At 55.1% G+C, this 22,010-nt stretch carries 22 protein-coding genes; 18 read left to right on the top strand and 4 right to left on the bottom strand.

Features of this window, described 5'->3' with window-relative positions:
* The first annotated feature begins 217 nt into the window (after positions 1-217).
* Entirely contained in the window at positions 218-1,312 is a 1,095-nt protein-coding gene (locus OHL19_RS21625) for an enolase C-terminal domain-like protein (RefSeq protein ID WP_263359927.1), read from the top strand.
* A gap of 54 nt (positions 1,313-1,366) precedes the next feature.
* Positions 1,367-3,001 (top strand): benzoylformate decarboxylase, encoded by a 1,635-nt coding sequence (gene mdlC, locus OHL19_RS21630; RefSeq protein ID WP_263359928.1) that lies wholly within the window; start codon positions 1,367-1,369, stop codon positions 2,999-3,001.
* 85 nt (positions 3,002-3,086) lie between these two features.
* Here mdlC and OHL19_RS21635 read toward each other — a convergent pair whose 3' ends face one another.
* On the bottom strand, positions 3,087-3,458 hold the full coding sequence (locus tag OHL19_RS21635) for a hypothetical protein (RefSeq protein WP_263359929.1): 372 nt from the start codon (positions 3,456-3,458) through the stop codon (positions 3,087-3,089).
* A 488-nt stretch (positions 3,459-3,946) separates the two neighbouring features.
* Between OHL19_RS21635 and OHL19_RS21640 the strand changes: the two genes are divergently transcribed.
* From OHL19_RS21640 to OHL19_RS21700, 13 genes are all read left to right on the top strand, one after another.
* Positions 3,947-4,168 carry a hypothetical protein gene (locus OHL19_RS21640; protein WP_263359930.1) on the top strand — a complete coding sequence of 74 codons (222 nt, stop codon included), beginning with the start codon at positions 3,947-3,949 and terminating at the stop codon, positions 4,166-4,168.
* A gap of 138 nt (positions 4,169-4,306) precedes the next feature.
* Positions 4,307-4,810, top strand: coding sequence for a Dps family protein (locus OHL19_RS21645; RefSeq protein ID WP_263359931.1), 504 nt, complete (start codon positions 4,307-4,309; stop codon positions 4,808-4,810).
* A 218-nt stretch (positions 4,811-5,028) separates the two neighbouring features.
* On the top strand, positions 5,029-5,673 hold the full coding sequence (locus OHL19_RS21650) for a response regulator transcription factor (protein ID WP_263359932.1): 645 nt from the start codon (positions 5,029-5,031) through the stop codon (positions 5,671-5,673).
* Between the two features lie 66 nt (positions 5,674-5,739).
* Positions 5,740-6,105: a response regulator transcription factor gene (locus tag OHL19_RS21655; protein WP_263359933.1), complete on the top strand. Its 366-nt coding sequence runs from the start codon at positions 5,740-5,742 to the stop codon at positions 6,103-6,105.
* A gap of 340 nt (positions 6,106-6,445) precedes the next feature.
* Positions 6,446-7,441, top strand: coding sequence for an alpha/beta hydrolase (locus OHL19_RS21660; RefSeq protein WP_317890604.1), 996 nt, complete (start codon positions 6,446-6,448; stop codon positions 7,439-7,441).
* 81 nt (positions 7,442-7,522) lie between these two features.
* A complete protein-coding gene (locus OHL19_RS21665; protein ID WP_263359934.1) occupies positions 7,523-8,545 on the top strand; it encodes a zinc-binding alcohol dehydrogenase family protein in 1,023 nt (340 codons plus the stop codon).
* A 39-nt stretch (positions 8,546-8,584) separates the two neighbouring features.
* Positions 8,585-9,010, top strand: coding sequence for a cupin domain-containing protein (locus OHL19_RS21670; RefSeq protein WP_263359935.1), 426 nt, complete (start codon positions 8,585-8,587; stop codon positions 9,008-9,010).
* Positions 9,011-9,021: 11 nt separating this feature from the next.
* Entirely contained in the window at positions 9,022-10,098 is a 1,077-nt protein-coding gene (locus OHL19_RS21675) for a major royal jelly family protein (RefSeq protein WP_263359936.1), read from the top strand.
* A gap of 147 nt (positions 10,099-10,245) precedes the next feature.
* Positions 10,246-11,097, top strand: a complete 852-nt coding sequence (locus OHL19_RS21680) for a polysaccharide deacetylase family protein (protein WP_263359937.1) — start codon at positions 10,246-10,248, stop codon at positions 11,095-11,097.
* 26 nt (positions 11,098-11,123) lie between these two features.
* Positions 11,124-11,834 carry an SDR family oxidoreductase gene (locus OHL19_RS21685; protein WP_263359938.1) on the top strand — a complete coding sequence of 237 codons (711 nt, stop codon included), beginning with the start codon at positions 11,124-11,126 and terminating at the stop codon, positions 11,832-11,834.
* A 12-nt stretch (positions 11,835-11,846) separates the two neighbouring features.
* Positions 11,847-12,407, top strand: coding sequence for an ester cyclase (locus OHL19_RS21690; protein WP_263359939.1), 561 nt, complete (start codon positions 11,847-11,849; stop codon positions 12,405-12,407).
* Between the two features lie 13 nt (positions 12,408-12,420).
* Positions 12,421-13,686 carry an SGNH/GDSL hydrolase family protein gene (locus OHL19_RS21695; protein WP_263359940.1) on the top strand — a complete coding sequence of 422 codons (1,266 nt, stop codon included), beginning with the start codon at positions 12,421-12,423 and terminating at the stop codon, positions 13,684-13,686.
* 32 nt (positions 13,687-13,718) lie between these two features.
* Positions 13,719-14,498 (top strand): SDR family NAD(P)-dependent oxidoreductase, encoded by a 780-nt coding sequence (locus tag OHL19_RS21700; RefSeq protein ID WP_263359941.1) that lies wholly within the window; start codon positions 13,719-13,721, stop codon positions 14,496-14,498.
* Between the two features lie 37 nt (positions 14,499-14,535).
* On the opposite strand, the gene OHL19_RS21705 is transcribed toward OHL19_RS21700, so the two are convergent.
* A complete protein-coding gene (locus OHL19_RS21705) occupies positions 14,536-16,866 on the bottom strand; it encodes a PAS domain-containing sensor histidine kinase (RefSeq protein ID WP_263359942.1) in 2,331 nt (776 codons plus the stop codon).
* Between the two features lie 141 nt (positions 16,867-17,007).
* Positions 17,008-17,778 (bottom strand): TetR/AcrR family transcriptional regulator, encoded by a 771-nt coding sequence (locus OHL19_RS21710; protein WP_263359943.1) that lies wholly within the window; start codon positions 17,776-17,778, stop codon positions 17,008-17,010.
* Positions 17,779-17,910: 132 nt separating this feature from the next.
* Here OHL19_RS21710 and OHL19_RS21715 point away from each other — a divergent pair, with 132 nt between their 5' ends.
* On the top strand, positions 17,911-18,930 hold the full coding sequence (locus OHL19_RS21715) for a hypothetical protein (protein WP_263359944.1): 1,020 nt from the start codon (positions 17,911-17,913) through the stop codon (positions 18,928-18,930).
* A gap of 473 nt (positions 18,931-19,403) precedes the next feature.
* Here OHL19_RS21715 and OHL19_RS21720 read toward each other — a convergent pair whose 3' ends face one another.
* Positions 19,404-20,360, bottom strand: coding sequence for a LysR family transcriptional regulator (locus tag OHL19_RS21720; protein WP_263359945.1), 957 nt, complete (start codon positions 20,358-20,360; stop codon positions 19,404-19,406).
* Between the two features lie 556 nt (positions 20,361-20,916).
* On the opposite strand from OHL19_RS21720, the gene OHL19_RS21725 reads away from it, so the two are divergent.
* Both OHL19_RS21725 and OHL19_RS21730 read left to right on the top strand, forming a co-directional pair.
* A complete protein-coding gene (locus OHL19_RS21725) occupies positions 20,917-21,696 on the top strand; it encodes a hypothetical protein (RefSeq protein WP_263359946.1) in 780 nt (259 codons plus the stop codon).
* Positions 21,677-21,925 carry a hypothetical protein gene (locus OHL19_RS21730; RefSeq protein ID WP_263359947.1) on the top strand — a complete coding sequence of 83 codons (249 nt, stop codon included), beginning with the start codon at positions 21,677-21,679 and terminating at the stop codon, positions 21,923-21,925. The genes OHL19_RS21725 and OHL19_RS21730 overlap by 20 nt, the downstream gene beginning before the upstream one ends.
* Positions 21,926-22,010 lie beyond the last annotated feature (85 nt).

The raw sequence follows: 22,010 nt of genomic DNA on the forward strand, positions 1-22,010 counted from the left end.
GCCGGCGTGTGCATAGTGATGTATCCGCTGATGGAAGTGCTTCCGAGCGTCTCTTGGGGCAGATCGGCATTGGAGACTGGCTCGCTTTCGGTCGGGCAAAGCGCTTTCAGATCAAGAGTTCAGCAGGTGACCAATAAGGTCTGGGCTCTCATCGAGACCGTTGCCTTAGTAGAGACGTCATGCTGCGGATGGATGAACCGACGACGAAAGGGCTCTGATGGTTAACTTGGGCGGCATCAAGAGAGCGAATATCCGAGCTGTGATCGTACCTCTGCGAAGGCCGGTGATTGCCGACATCGGTGAGTTCCGCCAGTGGCCTCTGATCCTCGTAGACCTAGAACTAGCCGATGGCATAGTCGGCTCAAGCTATATAGCGCCCTATCGTGCCAGCGCGATTTCTTCGGTCGTTGCCGAAATCCGCGACATCGTTCATCAAATGGAGGACCGCACCGGCCCATTCGATGCATTTCAGACCGCGCGGAAGGCGCTCAATGTCATCGGGGTAAGTGGTGTATCAACACTCGCTTTGGCTGCGGTCGACATGGCTCTATGGGATGCGTTGGCAAAGCAGGCCGGACTGCCTCTCGCGTGCCTGCTGGGAGGAACCGTCGGCGCCGTTCGTGCCTACAATAGCAACGGACTTTGGCGGCACCGAGTAGACACATTGGGGACCGAGGCGCGCGAGTTGCTGGGAGAGGGCGGCTTCACCGCACTCAAACTCCGTCTCGGAAACGAACGTCTTCAAGACGACCTAGCTGCGATAAACGAAGTGCGAAACGCTGTTGGCTCCCACATCGACATCATGGTCGACTTCAATCAAGCCCTCGGACTGGGGGATGCGATACGACGATGCTGCGGCCTTGACGACCAAGGTCTCTATTGGATTGAAGAACCGATCATCTACAACAATATCGCTGGATACGCTGAGATCGCGAAGCGGGTCAGGACGCCGTTGCAGATGGGTGAAAACCTTTACGGCGAACGCGACTTGATGAACTTCGTCCAGGCAAAGGCAGTGCACTATGTCATGCCCGACCTCATGCGCATCGGTGGAATTAGCGGTTGGCTACGCACATCCGGCGTGGCATCGGCAGCGGGAATTCAGATGTCGAACCATCTTTATCCAGAAATCTGCGCTCATCTCCTGCGCGTCACGCCAACGGCTCACTGGCTCGAGTATGTAGATTGGGCGAGCCCGATTCTTGCAGAGCCCCTGACGCCGATCAAAGGAGAAATCTCCGCAATCAACAGGCCAGGAATTGGCATCTCGTGGAATGAAGAAGCCGTCACCAAATATGCAATCCCTGTCTAATTAGTCCTTCGTAGATATTCCGATCGCTGCACCACCAAACAAGTGAGGTAACGAATGGCAACCGTAAGGGAAGTTCTTTTCGATTTGATGCGGCAACTCGGCATGACGAAGATCTTTGGCAACGTAGGCTCGACGGAAGAACCGATGCTGAAAAGCTTCCCAAGAGACTTCGAATACATCCTCGCGCTTCAGGAGTCGGTCGCTGTCGCGATGGGAGACGCCTATGCCCAAGTCTCCGGCAAAGTTGCACATGTCAATCTGCACACGGCTGCGGGCAGCGGCAATGGCATGGGAAACATTGAGACCGCATTCTACAATCGAACACCCATGATCATCACTGCAGGTCAACACATGCGCGAGATGCTCATCCATGAGCCCTATTTGACCAATAAGAACCCGTATAAACAGGCTGAACCATGGGTGAAATGGAGCTATGAGCCAGCCCGCGCCGAGGACGTGCCTGCGGCTTTTCTAAGGGCATACGTCACTGCCATTCAGGCTCCCGCTGGGCCGGTATACCTTTCGCTTCCGATGGATGACATGGACAGGGAGTGTGCTGGACTTCCTCTCCCACGAAAGATCGAAGCTCGACTCTCTGCGGGAAAAGATGTGTTGCAGACGGTTGCCGACGCACTCGCAGAGTCAAAGACACCCGCCCTGGTCTTTGGCGGCGCAGTGGACCAGACTGGCGGCTGGTACGACGCGGTCGCGCTCGCCGAGAAGCTGAATGCGGCAGTATGGGCGGCCCCCTTCGAAGGACGGCCGGGCTTCCCAGAGAATCATCCTCTCTTCCGCGGCGGGCTCCTCAGCGGCATGAGTTCTATATGCAAGCAGCTCGAGGGGTATGACCTGGTTGTGGTCATCGGGGCGCCCGTGTTTCGTTACTATCCCTACGCTCCAGGCGCTCCCTTACCGAAAGGCACACGGCTTTTCCATCTGACCGACAGTGCAGAGGAATCTGCCCGCGCTGTCGTGGGAGATAGCATCGTCTGTGATCCTGCACGCGCATGCGCGACACTCGTTGAGCTTTTGCCCGCTACGTTTCGGAGTGCTCCCGAACCGGTGCCGCCGTCCCCAGAGGCCGCCGCTGGGGAGACTATTACAGCGGACTACCTTTACTACCTCGTTGGCAAACTTCGTCCAAATGATTCGGTGATTGCACAAGAATCACTCTCGACGCTTGGCCAGCTCAAAGATCGTATTCGCACGACTGAGCCTCGGTCGTTCTTCTCTATGTTCAGTGGTGTGCTCGGATATGGCTTGCCAGCCGCTGGCGGTTTGGCACTAGCAGAACGAGAGCTGGGCACAAATCGGAAGGTGATTTGCCTGGTGGGTGATGGAGCGGCCCAATACGTCATCCAGTCTTTTTGGACAGCAGCCCAGCACGAGTTGCCAGTTCTTTACATCGTGCTGCGTAACCATGCGTATAACATTCTCAAATCGTTTAGCAAGTACCTCGTTGCGCCGGAGGTTCCAGGCTTTGATCTACCGGGCATCGACATCGTACAAATCGCGAAAGGGTACGGATGCAATGGTGCCTATTGCTCGAAGCCGTCTGAATTAGAAGACGCGATCATCGAAGGGCTTCAGTCGCCTCTTCCCTATGTTCTCCAAATAGAGATCGATGCCACTGTTCCGGCGCTACTAGGGAAGATTGGACCCGAAACGCAGTACGAGCTTCCGAGGTAGAGATCTGAGATCAAGAACGGGGAGAGGGACTTCGACGGCCATTGAGTCAAATGCCGCCGGCGCTCAACGTTGACTCGCCCACGGATTATGCGCCGTCTCGCGCTACGATGCCCTCCTGTTGCAAGAGCAGAGTCAGCTTCCGCCGGAACTCCACCTGGCCCCCTCGCGCAGGATGGTTGATTGGCTCCCGGTTCAAGATGCGGATCCCTTCATTGCGAAGTGGCTCCGCGCAGACCGTATACGTGAGAACGCCTATCAAGATGACGGGAGTCTGTGTAACGCCGACGAGTGCCTTTACTTCTCTACGCGTGATCGGCAATGTCGCTTCCAATCGCCGGCGCTTCGCGACGGTGCTCGCTGCCTCCGGCATCGGCTGATCGGAGGCATCAATGAGATAAAAGCCGTCGTCTTGAAATCTCTTCAGCCAGCGGGCTTTCGTCCTTCTGATGTCTGCCACCCGGATCCTCTCATTTCTCTCATCCGATTCGCGATCGTTTGTTCCGAAGTACAAGACCTTCATCATTTCGAGAAAAAGAGTATCGGCTCGATGAACATCCGGGAAATAGAAGAATCTTCCAGTTTCAAATGCAGGAGGCGCTTCTGCGACGAAAACAGCGCGGAACTGTAGAGGTCGATATCTTCGCAGAGCCGCCTCGAAATGTGACGCGTAGGCCATGACGAACTAAGGATAAGCTTTGTTCCACTATCGTTGGAATCGGATGATTAACCAAAGCGTCAGATGTGAGCCAACGTACAAGCCAGTTTTCGACGGCACTATAGAAAACCATAATAGGATTCGGTGAAGGTCCGCACTATGATGCTTGCGATACGCAAGAAGTGTATGGCCGCAACCTCTCTCCCTCAGTTCTTCCTTGCCCGAAGCCGTCTGAATGCGAACGCCGAGCTCTCTTGCCTATTCATGTCTTCCATACAGGTGCAATGACAATGAACGATCAGGAAGTTGGAGAATCGCTTGGTCCCATCGACAAGCCGGGTAGACTTACTCTCCTGTTGGAGTGGCTAGCCAGAGGGTTCATCGATACGTTCGGAATTACTCACCCGAAGCCCCGCGAGGAGAAGAGAGCAGCGTACTTTATCGTGTCCGTACTCATCCTCGGGCTCGGGCTGATCGCATTCGTGTTCTTCGTCGTCGTGCGGCGAATGTAGCAGTTAGCCTTCGACCTTCGCTCGGAGCGGAGTGCGAACGTTTCTACGTTATAGAAACCCATAATGGCGCTCGAGCGATCCGTTACCGCATATTCGCTAGAGCGAATCGCCACAGGGGGATCAATGGAAACTGGGAAGGTGAGTGCAAGTGCAACGCAGAGTTCGGGATCGCCTCTGACGGAAAGCTCGGGTGAATCAGCTGCTGCAATTGGCGAGGCACTGCGTTATCTCTTGGCGGATGTCTTTACGCTCTATCTGAAGACGAAGAACTTCCATTGGCATATGAGCGGACCATATTTTCGCGATTACCACCTGCTACTGGATGAGCATGGTGATCAATTGTTTGCTATGACAGATCCGATTGCAGAACGCGGCCGAAAACTTGGAACTCTCACACTGCATTCCATCGGCGAGGTGGGCCGTCTGCAGCGAATCAGGGACGATGACTCGAGCCGGGTCGACGCGCCGACGATGTTGTCATTGCTCTGCGTGGACGAGCGGCACCTGGCATCGTCGATGCGCGCCGTGCACACTCTCTGTGATCAATCCGGAGATGTGGCGACCGCCAGTCTTCTCGAAAACTGGATTGACGAAAGCGAGCGCCGTTCCTGGTTCCTGGATGAGATCACGAGTCGTTCCTAATATCCGTTCGAGAGAGTTGCGGTGAGAATCCAGAAAAACAGGCAAGTGCGTCTCAGATCTCGGCCGACTGGGCCAGCTCAGTCGGGAACCCTTATTTCGCTTACCGCTAGAATCATTGAGTAGGCATGCAATTGAGATGGCGGAAATCAAATTGACGCCCACGTCTCCGGTAACTCGGGACGCACAAGTCCGAACACTTCAGTTCGGGGGGTGAAGAGATGCAAAATGTAGAAGGCTCGATCTGTTTGGTTGACGATGATCTCGGCTTTCGCGAGGCTTTGACGGAACAGTTGTATTCACTGGGATTCGTCATTACCTCTTACGGGTCTGCCGCTGAGTACCTCAGTGCCCGGACTGACGCGGCAGTTTCCTGTCTTATCCTGGATCTCCATTTGCCCGATATCAACGGGCTTGAGTTGCAGCGTCAACTCGCATCCGGGGAAGCTCCACAGATCGTGTTCATTAGCGGCCGAGGTGATATTCCATCGAGCGTCCGGGCGATGAAGGCAGGCGCCGTCGAGTTCCTCACGAAACCCATCGATGAAGACGCCCTCCTAAAAGCAATCCATGCGGCATTGGCAAAATTCCGAAGGCAAAAAAGGCATCGGGACATCTTCCTCTCATTGAAGCAACGTTTCGATTCGTTGACGCCGCGGGAAAAAGAAGTGTTTCCTTTGATCATCGGCGGAGCGCTCAATAAACAGGCGGCTGCAGCATTAGGCATCCAAGAAGTGACGATTCAAGTACACAGGTCACAGATCATGAGAAAGATGGAAGCGGCCAGCTTTGCGGACTTGGTGAGAATGGGAGTCAAACTCGGCATTTCTCCGACTCGGCTGTCCCCAACGCTTCAAAGCCGCTAAGTGAATTCGTATATACCAGCAGCATCAACGTGCCAGTGCTCGGAAGTTGTGCGGGAGGCGTCCCACATGATAGCGATTGTCGATGATGACTTCCGGATTCGTGAGTCTCTCGTAAATTTGCTTGAGGCTGAAGAATACGCCGTGAAAGCCTATTCATCTGCCGAAGAATTTATCGCAGATAACGAACGTACCGTCGTGGATTGCTTAATTTCCGATATCTCTATGCCGGGCATTGGAGGATTGGAATTACTACAACGGATGCGGTCAGAGCATCCTGCGATTCCGGTCATTATGATTACGGCACGCGGCCGTCGATTTGATGAAGAGCCCTTCATAAAGGCCGGAGCACAAGCCATTCTTCACAAACCCTTTGATTGTGCCGAACTCCTTCATGCGGTTACGAACGCTTTGGCCGCACGGCGTCGCCAGTAGGTCGGCCCCCTTTCTGCGGAGCGGATAGGTCTGACGACGAGCGCTCAACTCGTGAGCAGGATAACCGTGAATGCTGGATAAATTTACATCGAGGCGGACGAGGAGACTACCTTCGCGAACCGATATTCAAGCGTTCTTATAGAAAACCATAATGGTTCGCCGTGGCCGACTACAGTTAGGATCGCTTCATCAATGCATCGATGCGGTCTCATGCACGAGAGACCGCCTTGCAGTGATGGCAGTTTACCCAGTCAAGTGATTGCGGAAGACGCAACAACTCATCCGTAAGATTGACCCGGCTGCTGACCTTACACGACCAGCAGTTCGGCAAAGGAGCGAGATGAACAACGATTCCAAGGGCAATCTTCCAGAAACTCCTGCATTCACTCGACGCTCAGTTCTCGTTGGCGGTGCCATGCTCGCTGCCTCAACACAGCTCCCGGGCATAGCCTTTGCTCAGTCAAGCCACATTGCGGGCGCTCCCGGCACCAATCACAATGCTTCAGGAGGAAATCAAATGAGCTATATCACGACGAAAGACGGGACTTCGATTTACTACAAGGACTGGGGTAAAGGACCCGTGATTACCTTCTCTCACGGCTGGCCCCTTAACGCCGATGCATGGGATGGCCAGATGCTCTTCCTGGTGCAAAACGGCTACCGCTGCGTTGCACATGACAGACGCGGCCACGGCCGGTCCAGTCAGGCCGCTACCGGCAATGATATGAATGGCTATGCCGACGATCTAGCCGCCGTCATTGAGCATCTCGATCTCAAGGACGCGACTCTCATCGGTCATTCGACCGGTGGCGGAGAAGTCGCACGGTATGTGGGTCGGCATGGGACCAAGAGGGTGAAAAAGCTCGTTCTGCTGTCCGCCGTACCGCCAGTCATGCTCAAGAGTGATTCCAACCCCGACGGCCTGCCTATGGAGGTCTTCGACGGAATCCGTAAGAGCACATTTGACGATCGCTCTCAATTCTGGAAGGACCTGGCGGTGACGTTCTTTGGGGCGAACAAGGGCACCAAAGTCTCGCAGGGGCTCATCGACGAGTTCTGGCTATGGGGCATGCAATGCGGCCTCTTGAATGCGTATGAGAGCATCAAGGCCTTTTCCGAGACAGACATGACCGAGGATTTGAAGAAGATCGACGTGCCGACCCTCGTGTTGCACGGAGAGGCTGACCAGATCGTCCCCATCACGGATTCTGCGTATAAATCAGCCAAACTGATCAAGGGCGTCAAGGAAATTTATTGGCCCGGCGCGCCCCATGGGATGTTCGCTACCCATCAAGATCAGGTTAACGCCGCCTTGCTTGAGTTCATTCGCAGCTAAGGGACTTCACTGTGAGGCTGGTCTCAGTAATGGAGATCAGCCTCACAGCTTCAGCGCCGGATCAACCATCTGAGGATTGCTATGAAAGCTGTCGGTTACAAGAAGCCATTACCTATCTCCGATCCGGCGTCGCTGCTGGACGTCGAGATCGCTGAGCCCACTGCTGAAGGTAGGGACCTGCTCGTGGAGATCCGAGCGGTATCTGTAAACCCGGTTGATGTTAAGGTCCGGGCAAGCGCTGTCGTTCCGGAGGGCGCCGACTACAAAATCTTAGGTTGGGATGCCGCCGGGATTGTGCGGTCGGTCGGCCCTAAAGCGACCCTGTTCAAACCAGGCGATGAAGTCTTCTATGCGGGGTCCTTAACAAGACCTGGCACGAATGCAGAACTCCATCTCGTCGATGAGCGAATTGTTGGCCGAAAGCCGAAATCCATCTCCTTTGCGCAGGCCGCTGCTTTGCCTCTGACCACCATCACGGCGTGGGAGCTGCTCTTCGATCGGCTCGGTGTGCGGCGGGGTGGAGGCACGACCGACGGCAGTCTCCTCATCATCGGAGGCAGCGGAGGGGTTGGGTCGATTCTCATTCAACTAGCAGCCAAGCTGACGACATTGAATGTCATTGCGACTGCGTCCAGACCCGAAACCCAGAAGTGGTGCCTCGACCTAGGAGCGCATTTTGTCATCGACCATTCCAAGCCGCTCGCAGCGCAACTGCTGCAATTGGGAACGCCGCAGGTCGAACTGATTGCTAGCCTAACCGCGACGGAGAGTCACTATCCTGGCCTTGTCGAGGTCCTGGCCCCTCAAGGACGATTCGGTCTGATCGACGATCCGAAATCCCTCGACGCCACTCCTCTTAAGCGGAAGTGCGCCTCGCTGCATTGGGAATTCATGTTTGCTCGCTCGATGTTCGATACGCCCGACGTGATGGAACAATATGCCCTGCTCAATGAAGCCGCCGATTTGATCGACTCCGGAAAGTTGCGGACGACGCTATCGAACGTCTTCGGAACGATCAACGCCACAAATCTTCGCCGCGCACATGAGTTGATCGAGAGCGGCCGCGCACACGGGAAGATCGTACTAGAGGGTTTCGATAAGTAGGATAGCCGGCTCTATCCGGCTGGTCCTTATGGAGGATGTATGGCAGACCTGGATGAAACAATCAAGTCGGCACGGTTCGATGTCTTCGATCTCGTGAAAGAGTTTCCCGAAAACGCGGATACGCTCCTGGTGGACCGCTACCTAGTCAGCCGGCAAACGGCGAGCGCAAGGATCTTCCGGGTCTACCGCGGGACACCGCCGCACTATCACGAACAGTGCGACGAGTTCCTTTACGTTTTGTCCGGCCGTGGCACTTTTTGGATGGAGACGCCGGAGAACGGTGGTGAGTTTGCACCAGGTAGCTTCCTCTTCTTTCGAAAGCACACCATCCATGCGTTGCCTGAAATTCTCGAAGGACCGGTGGAGTTTCTTTCCATCGATACTCCGCGGCGGGATCCGAAAGACATTCACTTCGTGAACCCGGAAGATGGCACTCCAGAAAGCTTCATCCAGGCAGTCAAATGAAAGGCTCTCTAATGCGCAAAGCCCTAATTGCGGCTGTGTCATTGGGTTCCGGCGTGGCCTTAGCAGCCCAATCACCCACGTACGGATTGACGGTCGCCTATCGGCTGCAGGACGCCGTCACTGGTGTTACGACAACTGACTACGGTAGAGTCTTTGTGCTGTATCCCCATCTGGATGGTGCTGCAGGGATTCGCATTGCCGAGCTGGGCAGCGACGGAACGCCCCGGCCCTACCCGGACAGCCGATGGAACGACTGGAAGCCCGGAGATGATCCGGCTAAGAGCTTTCTCGGTACGAACTCACTTCGTATAGGGCCTGACGGCCGACTGTGGGTGGTCGATACTGGGACTCGCGGATTTGGAGCTCAGGTCATACCCCATGGCGCGAAACTGATTGCCATCAATGTCAAGACGAACACAGTAGAGCGCGTCTATCCGCTCGAAACCGCTATAACCCCGACAAGTTATGTGGATGACGTTCGATTCAACAAGAGCCACGCATACCTGACTGACGCGGGAACTCCCGGGATCATCGTGCTCGATTTGGGATCGGGGTCTACGCGCCGCGTCCTGGACCACGACAAGTCCACAACGGCGCAGGTTCCGGTCTCCGCCAGTGGTTCGACTTTAGTAGCCAATCAGAAGCCCGTCCGTATCAACGCGGATCAACTCGAAATTTCTCCGGATCGCAAATGGTTCTACTACCAGCCGGCATGTGGGCCGCTATACCGCATTGAAACACGGTACCTCGATGATCCACGCATCAGTGCTGAAGAGCTTTCGCGAAATGCTAAGCTTTGGGTGAAGACGCCGTCAACGGGCGGAACAGCAATGGACGCCCAAGGCAACATCTACCTCTCCGACGTCAACGCTCGTCGCATTCTGAAGATAACCCCGGCAGGCGTTACGACCACCCTTTTAAAAGACACAAGATTGGATTGGGTGGATGCCATGTGGATCGATAAGAAGGGCACTCTCTGGATGCCCACCGCGCAACTCGATCGTCTGCCGATGTTCCATGCTGGCAAGTCTCAGCTAAAGCTGCCGGTCGTTATCTATACCACTGAGCTTGGGGTGCGGCCAGAGTAGAAGATCCGTAGCAGAAGGCGGCAGATAGTGAACGAAACCATGACACGAAGAGAACTCATTAAATCCGGAGCTCTTGCAGCGGCAGCATCGCAAATCCCGGCGATCGCTACTGCGCAGACCCAACCCCCGCCGACAAAGGAGTTACGCATGCCCCAATCAGGACCGTTTTGGCCGAACGACGCTCGCCTTGTGATTTCGGTCTCGATGCAGATGGAAGGGGGAGCCCAACCGGAGAGCGGCGCGGAAAGCCCGATGCCGAAGATCGATCCCAAATATCCCGACATACCCGCCAGCAAGTGGTATGACTACGGCTATAAAGAAGGACTTCCGCGGCTTCTCGACATGTTCGATAGAAGGAACGTAAAAGTGACTTCGCACATGGTTGGCGTAGCCGTCGAGAAGCATCCCGCACTCGCAAAGGAGATCGTGCAAAGAGGGCACGAGGCTTCAGGACATGGGCAGACCTGGACCGCGCAATATTCGATGACGCCCGAAGAAGAGCGCCATGCCTACCAGCAGAGTATTGAAACGATCGAACGGGCTACAGGGACTCGGCCGCTTGGGTTCAATGCCTTCTGGCTGCGCGGCACGCCACATACGCTCGAGATTCTCCAGTCGCTCGGCTTCATTTACCACATCGATGATGTCAGCCGCGACGAACCGTTCCTGGTCAATGTGAAGGACAAGCCATTCGCTGTAGTCCCATACACGTTGCACATGAATGACATCGTGAACTACGAATCGCGCTACTTCAACGTCTCGATGTATGCGGACGATCTCAAGATGGAATTCGACGCCTTATACGAAGAGGCTGGTCACCGGCGCAGGATGATGTCGGTGAGCGCTCACGACCGTATTGCGGGTCGGCCATCGCGTGCCAAGGTTCTCGAAGAGTTCATTACATACGCGCAGTCCCACCCTGGGGTCGTATTCATGCGCAAAGACGAAATTGCAAAGTTTGCTCTGCGAGAGCCCAGCATCGTGCGCGAGAACATTTGACCCGACCTGAAAGGACCACAAGCTCTATGAAAACACTCAAAGATCAACGCGTACTTGTCGTCGGTGGAAGCTCCGGAATCGGGCTGGCCACAGCGGCTGCTGCCCTCGCGGCTGGCGCCCATGTGACGATTGCGTCTCATGACGCGAGCAAATTGAAGGATGCACAATCCCGGTTGGGCGAGGTCGAGGTATACAACGTCGACACCCGCGACAATGACAGCATCGAGGCCATGTTCACGCAATTGGGGGCTTTTGATCACATCGTTGTGTCCGCCGCAGCGACGAAGGGCGGCCCGGTTCGAGAGCTTGCCTTGGAGGATGCCTATTCCTCCATGGAATCCAAGTTCTGGGGCGCATATCGAATTGCCCGCTCCGCTCCGATCAAAGAAGACGGCTCTCTTACCTTGATCTCTGGCTTTCTCAGCCGGAGACCGAGCCCGACCTCAGTCTTACAAGGAGCCATCAATGCCGCCCTCGAAGCGCTCGTCCGGGGACTGGCTTTGGAAATTGCCCCAATCCGCGTGAATGCAGTCTCCCCTGGATTGATCGACACCCCTCTCTACGCGAAGTTGCCGGAGGACAAGCGCAATGCGATGTTTGAGGCGACCAAGCAACGTCTTCCCCTCCGGCGAATTGGGGCGCCGGAAGATATCGCCCAAGCTGCGCTCTTCCTGGCGACGAATCCGTTTGTGACCGGAACGGTCATCACTGTCGATGGCGGCGCAACAATCGCCTAAAAGCGAAAGGATATGATGAAATCCACAAATCTCTATCGAGCGCGATTACTAGGATCATGTGCCTGCCTGATCTTCGGTGTTAACGCATTCGCACAGCAACCAGGTCATACCGTTCTTGGAAAGCCTGACGTCTTGATCGTCGCTGGGGATCTGGCGCCGCAACAGCGTGACCAGTTGTTGGAGGCGGCGAGGAAGTTCTACGAGTTCTGGAACACCGCCGATCCGGCCACCCTACAGTCGGTGATTTCACCGAGGTTTGTGGATCGAGCGCTGCCTGCGGGAAGACCACAAGGGCCAACAGGCCCGCTCATTGCGATTCAGAATTTCAAAAGGGCTGTCCCTGATCTCCGTTGCGAAATCACCCAGCAGATCGTGGTATCCGATCGAGTCGTCTCGCACCTGCGGTTCACCGGTCATTTCAGCGGTACCTTCGCCGGCACGAAGGGGCAGGGACAAACGGTCGATTTCATCGCGACTGACATTCTTCGGATCCAACAGGGCCGCATTACTGACAACTGGCACCTGGAGGACAACTTGACCTTCCTGCAACAGATCGGACAAGTCAAACATTGAGGTTGGACAGTTGATGATCGGACATACCAACATCTTCCGGGCCGAACCAGGCAAGCATCTGAAGGTGGCTTATAGAACGGCCGCATTCTTGTGCCTATTGCTACCGACGATGTTCGCGTTTGGTCAGGATCATTGGGTGACCACGTGGGCGGCTGCAATGATGCAGCAAACTCCATTGTCGGCCGGAACGACCCTAGGCGTAAGCAATCAGACTGTGCGCAACGTCGTTCACTTATCGATCGGCGGCAAGGTGCTTCGTATCCGCTTTGCGAACACCTACGGATCAGCGCCATTGGTTATCGGCGAGGCGCACGTCGCCCTCAGGAGAGAGAGTGGAACGATTGAACCAGGTACAGACCATGTCCTTACGTTCGGCGGAAGCAAATCGATTCAAATTCCAGTAGGCGCGCCAATCCTCAGCGATCCGATTTCTATGGATACGCCGGCTGATTCGGATCTGGCGGTTAGCGTCTTTGTCCCAGGCTCTGTACCGACGCCAACGATCCATGAACTGGCTAGGCAGACAACATACGTATCGGGAACAGGCAATTTCACTGGTTCAGCAGAGATACCCAAGTTCACCACGCAGCAATCGTGGTATTTCCTCCAAAGCGTTGAAGTCCTTGCTCCGAAACGGACATCTGTCATCGTCGCCTTCGGCGACTCGATCACGGATGGAGCAGCTTCCACAATCGACGCGAACCGACGCTGGCCAAACTTTCTTGAGAGCCGATTGCGGAGCATCGGGGGGAAGACAGCCCCGGCGGTCATTGATGAAGGAATCGCGGGCAACCGGTTGCTGCATGACGGATGGGGACCAAACGCGCTAGCACGATTCGATAGAGATGTACTGGCCCACAGCGGCGTTTCTTCCGTTGTGATCTTGGAGGGAATCAACGATCTGGGCTTTCCCCGGTGGACAGCCACGCCCATGTATGCGCAGGAAGAGGTTAGCGTAGAAAACATCATCACGGCTTATAAGCAGCTCATCGCGAGAGCACATGCCCGTGGCATCCCTGTTTATATCGGCACGATGACGCCCTTCGAAGGAAGCTTTTATTTCTCCGCGGACGAGCAAACAAAGCGACAAGCGCTCAATGATTGGATACGTTCGTCCGGTTCGGCCGATGGCACCATCGACTTCGATGCTGCCGTTCGCGATCCCTCGCATCCGAGCCGATTGCTGCCTCTCTACGATAGTGGCGACCACCTCCATCTGAACGACGCAGGCTACGAGAGGATGGCGAACGCGATCGACCTACGCTTTTTTAAGCACTAGAGATTCACGAGCAGTTCCATATGGAGGGTCAAATGGACCTTGAATTGGTAGGCAAAAGGGCAATCGTAACAGGTGGCACCGCAGGCATCGGCTTGGCGATTGCGAAGGCACTCAGTGAAGAGGGTGTTGAGGTCGTTATACCGGGCCGCGATAGCACCAAGCTCAAGCAGGCGTTGGGCACGCTGGCCGTAAAAGGTCGGGGGATCGAAGCCGATCTGGGAACCTCACAAGGCGCGACAAAGCTAATCGCTGAAATTCCCGACACCGACATTCTTGTAAACAATCTCGGAATTTACGAAGCCAAGCCCTTCGCTGAGATCACCGATGAGGAGTGGCTGAAGATCTTCGAGGTAAACGTCTTGAGTGGCGTGCGCCTATCCCGCCACTACTTCCCAAAGATGCTTGCAAGGAACGAGGGCCGCATCATCTTCATCTCCAGTGAGTCCGGGATTCTGACCCCGGGGGAGATGGTGCATTACGGCATGACGAAGTCAGCTCAATTGGCAATCTCCAGGGGAATGGCGGAGTTGACGAAAGGAACCTCTGTCACAGTGAATTCGATTCTTCCCGGCCCAACGCGGTCGGAGGGCATCGTTGCCTTCCTGCAGGGCATGTCCTCACTCGACAACCCATCGCCCGAGCAAGCAGAAAAGGAGTTCTTCGAGAAGCATCGAAGCAGCTCTCTGCTGCAGCGGTTGATCGAGGATCGTGAGATCGCAAAACTCGCCGTCTTTATCGCAAGCCCTGCATCTGCTGCTACGAACGGGTCGGCTCTGAGGGCTGAGGGCGGTCTTGTCAGGTCAATCTTCTGAGTCCAATGCCGGTGGCTACTTAGATAGCGGAGCGGGTTCAGTACAAAGGTAACGTAAAAAAGAATGCCGCCCCGTTCGGCTCGTTGTTAGCGGCCCAAAGCTTTCCTTCATGGGCCTCGATGATGGACCGGGAAATCGCTAGGCCCATTCCCATCCCGTTCTCTTTTGTCGTCACAAAAGCTTCGAACAGGTTCTCCGTGCCATTCAATCCTGCCCCGTTGTCCCGAACCCCAACTGTAAGTTGGGAGCCATTCCAGCGCGACTCGATCATGATGGCCGGCTTTTGAGGGGGATTGTCCTGTAGCGCATCCAGGGCATTCTGTATCAGGTTGATGATGACCTGCTGAACTTGAACACGATCGGCACGCACGAGTGGCAGATCTTCCTGCAAATCTCTCCTCAACACGACCTTACTTGTTGCCCTCTGCGCCCGCATAAGCCGTAAGACCTCTTCGATCAGGTCTTCGAAATCGAAGGACGTCATGCGGGGCGTCGCATTCTTAAAAAGGGCCTGGATGCGATGTACGATGTCCGCTGCCCGTTTGCCATCCCGAATAATACGTTCAGCGCTAAGCCGCGCACGGTCGATGTTGGCATGCTCGTTCTGCAACCACTTACTGCAGGCATATCCATTCGCAACAATCGCCGCAAGGGGTTGGTTGATCTCATGTGCAATCGACGCCGAAGCTTCGGCTATCGCGACGAGTTGAGAAGTCTTGGCTAATTTCGCATGGGTACGATAGAGACTTTCGGCAGCATTCTTACGATCCGTTATGTCGGTATTGAGTCCATACCAATGCACGACGTTTCCTTGGCTGTCCATCAAGGGTTCACAGCGAACATGAAACCACCGATATGTGCCATCGAATCTCAAAAGCCGATGCTCAATCTCGTAAACCTCGCCTGTTTGAATCGATCGCTCCCAGGCTGCAATCGTCACATCGAGGTCATCCGGATGAATCATCGTGTGCCAACTTGAGGTGAAGTACGCTAGATCTCGCCCCGTGTATTCGACGACTCGCCGATTCAAGTAGCTGGGGGTTCCATTCGGGAAGGATGACCAGACAAGACCCGGCAACGTATCGGTCACCAGTTGGATATGCTTATCGCGCTCACGCAGAGCCTCCTGGGCTCGTTTGGTCTCATCAATGTCGAGGTTTATCCCGTACCAGCGCAGAATTTCGCCGGTCTCGCCGAATACCGGCTCCGCTCGAACATGAACCCATCGATAGACTCCATCGAATCGTCTGAGTCGATGTTCAGAGTCGTACAGAATTCCTTTTTTCATCGCATTTCGATAGATCAGTCCGGTCGCCTGCAGGTCATCAGGATGGATGTATTTAGCCCACCCCGATGCTCTGATTTCACTCAACGTGTGCCCTGTAAAATCCAGCACTCTTTGGCTGATGTAGTCGGGCTCGCCGTCGGCTGCCGCGGTCCAGACCATTGCAGGCAGAGTCTCCAAAAGCCGGCGGAGCTGGATCGTGCTTTGTTCGACAGCTTGCTGTGCACTGCGTGTTGCTTCAACGTCCAGAAGCAGCGCATACCATTTGAGAACTTCTCCGTCGAGGCCAAGAACAGGCTGATTCAGAACCTCGAACCATCGGTATTCCCCGTCAAAGCGCCGCAGGCGGAAAGATTCATACTGTGGACGCTTGTACTCGATGCAGTCCAACCATCCACGTACGATTCGCTCTTTGTCGTCAGGATGTAAGCGCTCTGCCCACCCAAGAGCGCGAAGTTCAGATATGTCCGCGCCCACGTAGTCGAGCACCTGTTTGTTGACATAATCGAGTTCGCCACTGGCATCATTGACGACGATCATGCCGGGAATTCTCTCTAGCGTCAGCCGGAGTTCCTGCTCATTACGCTCGAGGGCAACTTCCATTTGCTTCCGATCTTCGATATCGGTGGTGACGGTGTACCACCGAAGCACCTCTCCGTTGCGGCCGTGGAGTGGTTCAGTGCGTGAATGAAACCATCGGTAGACGCCATCGTGACGACGTATGCGTAGATCATGCTCCTGGGGTGAGCCCGATTCTCTTAGAACTTGCCACGTATGGTCCCGGACAGCAGCGTCATCCGGGTGAACGCATGCGCGCCAATCGTTCCTGATCGTCTCAGCGGTCTTGCCAATGTAGGTGCACACGTTGGGGCTGATGTAGCCAATGTTTCCCTGTGCGTCCGCACTCCAAAAGAAGCCCGGCAACATCTCAATCGGCAGGCTATCTTCGCGACCCTTTTTATGTGTCCTCGCTGTGACCCATCCGATGCAAAACGATACGAAGCCGACGAGTGCAAGAACCGCCACGAGGGAGAAGGTTTCGCGTTCCGAGAGCCGTTGGCTCAACTGGACCAAAGCATTCAAGCAGGACCTCCTTTGTCCGTCGATGTCCCGAACAACTGGCTCATCGTGGATGCAGACGTGCTCCCATACCACGATAGTCGCTCGACGCGCCGGGCTTCATAAATATGACAGCTACCAAATTGCAAGCAGAATGTGGCTCGCTCATACAGTCTTGGGTGCAGACGCGTGTGGCTTGGCCCGATTCACCGTTCTCTTCTCTAGCTCTTTACCTTTCCGTCTGTCCAATACCGGGGACGCTCCATTACCACGCAACTTCACACTCTTAGGTTCTTCCGCATCAACCGAGGCGACCGCCCTTATTTCGGGGACCATTAAGGCATCGAAAATTCGCTCCATGAGCAGGGCTTGACGGTGGGCGGTGAATAGCTTCGGGCGGATCTCCCCTTCCAACGCAAGGACCGACACAATTGGCGCGAGCGACCCCAATGAAGTTGCCATCCCTATCAGATCGTCGGCAGCCCTGATTCCGAGTGCCGAGATCATATTGCCTTCGAAATTCCAAGCTCCCATAAGCCTTTGAGTTCGGCCAAATTTCAACTTGGACTCTGGATGCCGCATCGCAAACAGTTTGAATTCCAGGACCAGGAGCGGCAAAGCCTTATCGCGCACTCGCTCAAGATAGAAGGACCGCAACACATCCAAACGTTCCTCTACCGGAACCCCATCGATCCGTTCACGAATCTCGCGGGCAAAGCCCGACATCCGATCTTCGAACAGCGCCAGAAACAAATCCTCCTTGTCGCGGAAATGCGCATACACGGCACCCTTGGTTCGGCTCGCGGCGGCGGCAATCTCAGCCACCTGCGCCTTTTCGTATCCGTCGCGGACGAATACCCGTTCGGCGGCCTCCAGTAGGAGCCTGTGCGTGCGTTCGGTACGCGGCTGGGTCGATTTACGAGGGACCTTATTCATGCGGCAATCAACAAGAATCTGCTTTTATGAAACATACCCTATGGTATATTGTCCATAGAAAGATACTTCCGGGTATATTCTGCGCCGGGGCATCTTAAGGCTTCGCGAGGTTCTCTGAAAGCAGGCAATTCGATGTCCTCATGCTCTGCGTCGGTCGTTTTTCGTACGATCCGCACACCCGCTGCGATTCTGATCGGTTGCATCCTGGCGCACCGACCTGTCTCAGCGCAGCAAGTAGTTCCGCCTCATCAACCGAATAAGGTCACACAGCTTTTCGGCCTTCCTGACATACCGCGGAACAGCCACGGAGCTCTTTCCGTCACGGATGCGACGGTCGCCTTTGATTCTCCACATGGAGAGGCGGAACTCCGAAGAGCCGACATCATCAGTGTGACTCCCGGCAGCGAACCAGGAGAAATCTGGGGTACAACGGGCCAACTCATTCGAATGGCTCTTCCCTACGGGGGCGGAAAGGTTGCCGCTCAAATCATGCGAAAGAAACGAAACTTTCTAACGCTTGAGTATCGAGACGAAAAGGGTGCCTATCACGGAGCTGTCTTCTCGACGGACGCTAAGACTGCATTTGTGAATGACGTTAAGAGTTTGGATCAAAACTCGAGCGAGCCAGTTGAATCCCAGGCAGAACTTTCCGATCATTCCTCTCTGGTATGTGAGGGGGAGACTTCCGGACCGGCTGCAGTGCGGTTGATGCGAATCCGGGTTGACGACTCTGTTGCCCTGCCGGCGGAAGACCGCGCAATGATCTACGAAGACATCGTTCGGCAGCTATCCAAGAATCAATCGGTCGGACAGGTCTTCAGAGATGGCGACCGTGGCCACGCCGCTGCTTGTGCACCGTTCTCGGTTGTCGTTGCTGTCCAATCATTCAAGAAAGGTAGCCAAGTGACGCGGGCATTCCTTGGGCCACTCGGCATGATCATCGCGCATACATCCCTCCATTACACGGTCTCGGTTCAAGACCGAGGCGGCAAAGACATTCTCGAGCGTCGGCTTAGGAATTTGGAACTTCGAGATGTGGACAGCATGAGCATTACGGGGGCTGTGGGAAGATCGGTTGCAAAGGCGATCAAAAAGCAGCATCTCACCGAACCTGCCGATAAGCAGATTGCGAATACCCCACAAGGCCTGTGACGCAAGGCCGAGGGGAGAAGCTTAGGACGCGAAATACCGCCGCGAAAGGTCGGTATCCTGCCGGTTCTTATTGGAAAGCATAATAGCCAACTGCCCTATATACACCTATCCTCATTGTTAAGAACGGCAGTCCCAGAAATGGATAGTCCTGGACGAAGAACGCCCTCTGGCGACGCCGCCGGGGATGGACCTTGTTGAAGATGCATTCTGAGTATTCCGCCTTGAATGAGTGCCAAGCCCCCAGAATCGAACGAGAATCAGCACTGGAAGAGCGTGCATGCCTGTCCAAAGTGTGATCACGCTTTGGATCTGGCCGCGATCAACCTAAAAGCTGTCACCACTGGAATCGTTCGTTGTCCAAACTGCGGCTGGGTGGGGCCGATAGAAATTCGCATTGTAGAACGCGATCCCTTAGAGCCGTGACTCTAGCTATCGGATGCGTCAAATTGCTGACGTACGGGTGATAGTAAGTCTTAGAGGGTTCCGGCACCGGTCTGACGCTCGAAAGGAGACTGGTTTGGCGCACGCACTTGGAAGCGGTCCAGCCTACGCATAAAGGATCTAACGAGTGCGCTCATCATCTTTGATCGATTGTCTGATCTCGAAATCAAATAGGTCTTCAAGGAGAGTGGGTCTTCCGCAAGGGGACGCACCGTCACACCATCACGCGCGATGCGGAGGGCACCAGTTTTTACAACGAAGGCGACGCAATCCCCCTCGGATACGAACGGGAATGCCTCTTCTGGCGCCGTGATGTGCTGAATCTTATGGGGCATGCTCCCTTTGACTTCCGCCGCGATCATCACGTTGTCGTAGAGCGTCGGATGTAGTCGTCGCTCGAACAGAATCCAGCACCGATCAGCCAGTTGCTCGAAAGTGACATAGGCATGACGCGCCAGGACATCATCTACTGACATCGCGATATAGAAGGGGACCTCTGCGATCTTGGCCGTTGTCAGCAGCGGTGATTCCGGAGGCTCTGTGGCGATAGCCAGATCGAGTGCTCCGGCAAGGACTTCATGGGTCAAATCGAACGAGTATTGGCTCGAGAGTTCAATTCTCATTTGAGGGAATCGCGAGCGTTGAACCGAGAACAGCGTCGAGGACAGGAAGGGATCGGTATAGGGGGACCTGCCGACATGAAGGATCAGATCTGCACCTTGCATTGCGGCACGGGCGGCTGTGAACGCTCGATCACTATAAAGAAGTGCGACGCGCGCGTGTTCGACATAGGCGCGGCCCGCTTTGTTGAGTTGTACCCTCTTACGGTCCCGGTCGAAGAGTCGTCCTCCCAGCTTCGCCTCGAGATCCGCTATATTGCGCGAAATCACCGGTTGGCTGACATGCACTTTTTGTGCTGCCAGAGTGAAGTTCAGCTCTTCCGCTAGCGCAATGACCGATTCCATATCCCTTGTTTCGTTGCGTGCCATATCCCAACCTCCCATTGCTACTCGACGGTTTGTGGGATGAGACGAAACTGGCTGCTTTGTCTGGACATCGGTATTTGGAATCACCTGGGAACGTCCTACAAGGTCTTGCGGATACGTGGCAAACAATCGGTCTAAACTGTGGTTTGCTCGGAGACAAAGGCCATCCCATCGCCGGATGACAATGTACTTTAGACGCACGCAAATGGCCCTGGGACACTAAAGATAACGTCAGGAAAGGGCTCTTATACCCTGTCGCTATAACAGACCCTCAAATCTGCATTGGACTTCGTTGCGGCGATGGAGAATCGTATTCCTAAAGAGTGCGGTAAGGCTGCCTGCCAGGGAATCAGCCCTCCAAGATGTTCGATCAGGGCATTCAGTAGTGGCATGAATCTCCGGCTTTGTGGCCAGCACTCCCTGGAGAAAGGTCATGTCGCAACACAGCGCATCTGTGCGCCATACCCTTTCTAATTCAGCATCCACTGCCGGAATCCTCGACTACCGGCGCACTAAGACCACCCTGTTGCTGGTGGTGCTAACGATGTAGGACTCCTCTATGGCGACCCTTCCCAATTCCTCCGAGAGTTTCCCCGACTGGAGCCCGAAAGCCAAGGAGATGGCAGCCGAGGCCAAGGTCCTCTCTGGCAACAAGCTTGAGCAACTCGTGATTCGTATCCAACGGCACACCGGGCGTCCGAAAGACACTTGTTGGCGGTTCGTTATCCAGTACGGAATCAAGAACAAGCCGGAATATCGACGATGGACCGATCTCGAGTTTGAGCTCGTGCGGGAGGAGTTGGTGAAATCGACTGTCGAGCAGGTCGCCAAAAAGCTGAACCGAACCGCTAAGGCGATTCGCAACATGCTCCGCAGGAACCATCTGAGCTTGCGGGACATTCGTTGCGATCTTTTTTCCGTGGAAAGCCTCGCTACCGTGCTTCGTGTTCGCAAGAGTGAGATCGTTCACTGGATTGAGCAAGGGTGGCTGGAGGCGAGCGTCGGGAGCCGCGGAAAGCGGCATTTCTACATCATCACGCCCGAGGCTCTGACAAAACTTTACAAGCAGCATCAACACGACCTCTTGAAGCGCGGAATCCGCAATCAATCGCTCTTCGAGGCTTATCTCCAGTATTGCTTTTCACCGAAGCACACGATCGGAGAACAACTGCTGGATGTTCGGCGGGACAAGCGGGAACGTGCTGCCTTTGCAGCCGCAAACGCTGTGGACAGCGATCCCGGCGAGGAGGATGAGGAGGATGAAGATGAACACGATGAAGAAGAGCGTGGTCCGAGTCTCGTCGATCTTGAAGAGTTGGATGAAGCCGACGAAGACTGACGAAAAGGTCGTAAACGATGTATGCCCTTGCTGCGGAGTCAGTGGCTATACCTATGCGCCACGGACGACCGCGAAGGATGTCGCCATCACTATCCTCTGCTCCATCTTGCTGCTAGCGATCGCGGTTCCGGCCGCGTGGGCCACGGAACAATGGATGGAGCGGGAGGGCCAGAAGATCACTCATCACAGGATGCTCTGGCATGAGCCCGTTGAGAGTTGGGATCAATGAATCCCGGACGGCTCTCAGAACTCGCCGATCTCAAACGATTGCCCAGCCTGCCGGACAGCGGCTCTATTGTGGTAGGTTGTCTCCT

The organism is Acidicapsa ligni (assembly GCF_025685655.1).
Classification (GTDB): domain Bacteria; phylum Acidobacteriota; class Terriglobia; order Terriglobales; family Acidobacteriaceae; genus Acidicapsa; species Acidicapsa ligni.

Excerpts from the sequence above, each read along its gene's own strand:
- OHL19_RS21715 (WP_263359944.1), top strand. The coding sequence starts at position 17,911 with ATGTCCTCATGCTCTGCGTCGGTCGTTTTTCGTACGATCCGCACACCC.
- OHL19_RS21640 (WP_263359930.1), top strand. The coding sequence starts at position 3,947 with ATGAACGATCAGGAAGTTGGAGAATCGCTTGGTCCCATCGACAAGCCG.
- OHL19_RS21680 (WP_263359937.1), top strand. The coding sequence starts at position 10,246 with ATGCCCCAATCAGGACCGTTTTGGCCGAACGACGCTCGCCTTGTGATT.
- OHL19_RS21625 (WP_263359927.1), top strand. The coding sequence starts at position 218 with ATGGTTAACTTGGGCGGCATCAAGAGAGCGAATATCCGAGCTGTGATC.
- OHL19_RS21660 (WP_317890604.1), top strand. The coding sequence starts at position 6,446 with ATGAACAACGATTCCAAGGGCAATCTTCCAGAAACTCCTGCATTCACT.
- OHL19_RS21710 (WP_263359943.1), bottom strand. The coding sequence starts at position 17,778 with ATGAATAAGGTCCCTCGTAAATCGACCCAGCCGCGTACCGAACGCACG.
- OHL19_RS21730 (WP_263359947.1), top strand. The coding sequence starts at position 21,677 with ATGAAGCCGACGAAGACTGACGAAAAGGTCGTAAACGATGTATGCCCT.
- OHL19_RS21695 (WP_263359940.1), top strand. The coding sequence starts at position 12,421 with ATGATCGGACATACCAACATCTTCCGGGCCGAACCAGGCAAGCATCTG.
- OHL19_RS21700 (WP_263359941.1), top strand. The coding sequence starts at position 13,719 with ATGGACCTTGAATTGGTAGGCAAAAGGGCAATCGTAACAGGTGGCACC.
- mdlC (WP_263359928.1), top strand. The coding sequence starts at position 1,367 with ATGGCAACCGTAAGGGAAGTTCTTTTCGATTTGATGCGGCAACTCGGC.
- OHL19_RS21690 (WP_263359939.1), top strand. The coding sequence starts at position 11,847 with ATGATGAAATCCACAAATCTCTATCGAGCGCGATTACTAGGATCATGT.
- OHL19_RS21655 (WP_263359933.1), top strand. The coding sequence starts at position 5,740 with ATGATAGCGATTGTCGATGATGACTTCCGGATTCGTGAGTCTCTCGTA.
- OHL19_RS21685 (WP_263359938.1), top strand. The coding sequence starts at position 11,124 with ATGAAAACACTCAAAGATCAACGCGTACTTGTCGTCGGTGGAAGCTCC.
- OHL19_RS21675 (WP_263359936.1), top strand. The coding sequence starts at position 9,022 with ATGCGCAAAGCCCTAATTGCGGCTGTGTCATTGGGTTCCGGCGTGGCC.
- OHL19_RS21650 (WP_263359932.1), top strand. The coding sequence starts at position 5,029 with ATGCAAAATGTAGAAGGCTCGATCTGTTTGGTTGACGATGATCTCGGC.
- OHL19_RS21720 (WP_263359945.1), bottom strand. The coding sequence starts at position 20,360 with ATGGCACGCAACGAAACAAGGGATATGGAATCGGTCATTGCGCTAGCG.
- OHL19_RS21670 (WP_263359935.1), top strand. The coding sequence starts at position 8,585 with ATGGCAGACCTGGATGAAACAATCAAGTCGGCACGGTTCGATGTCTTC.
- OHL19_RS21725 (WP_263359946.1), top strand. The coding sequence starts at position 20,917 with ATGGCGACCCTTCCCAATTCCTCCGAGAGTTTCCCCGACTGGAGCCCG.
- OHL19_RS21665 (WP_263359934.1), top strand. The coding sequence starts at position 7,523 with ATGAAAGCTGTCGGTTACAAGAAGCCATTACCTATCTCCGATCCGGCG.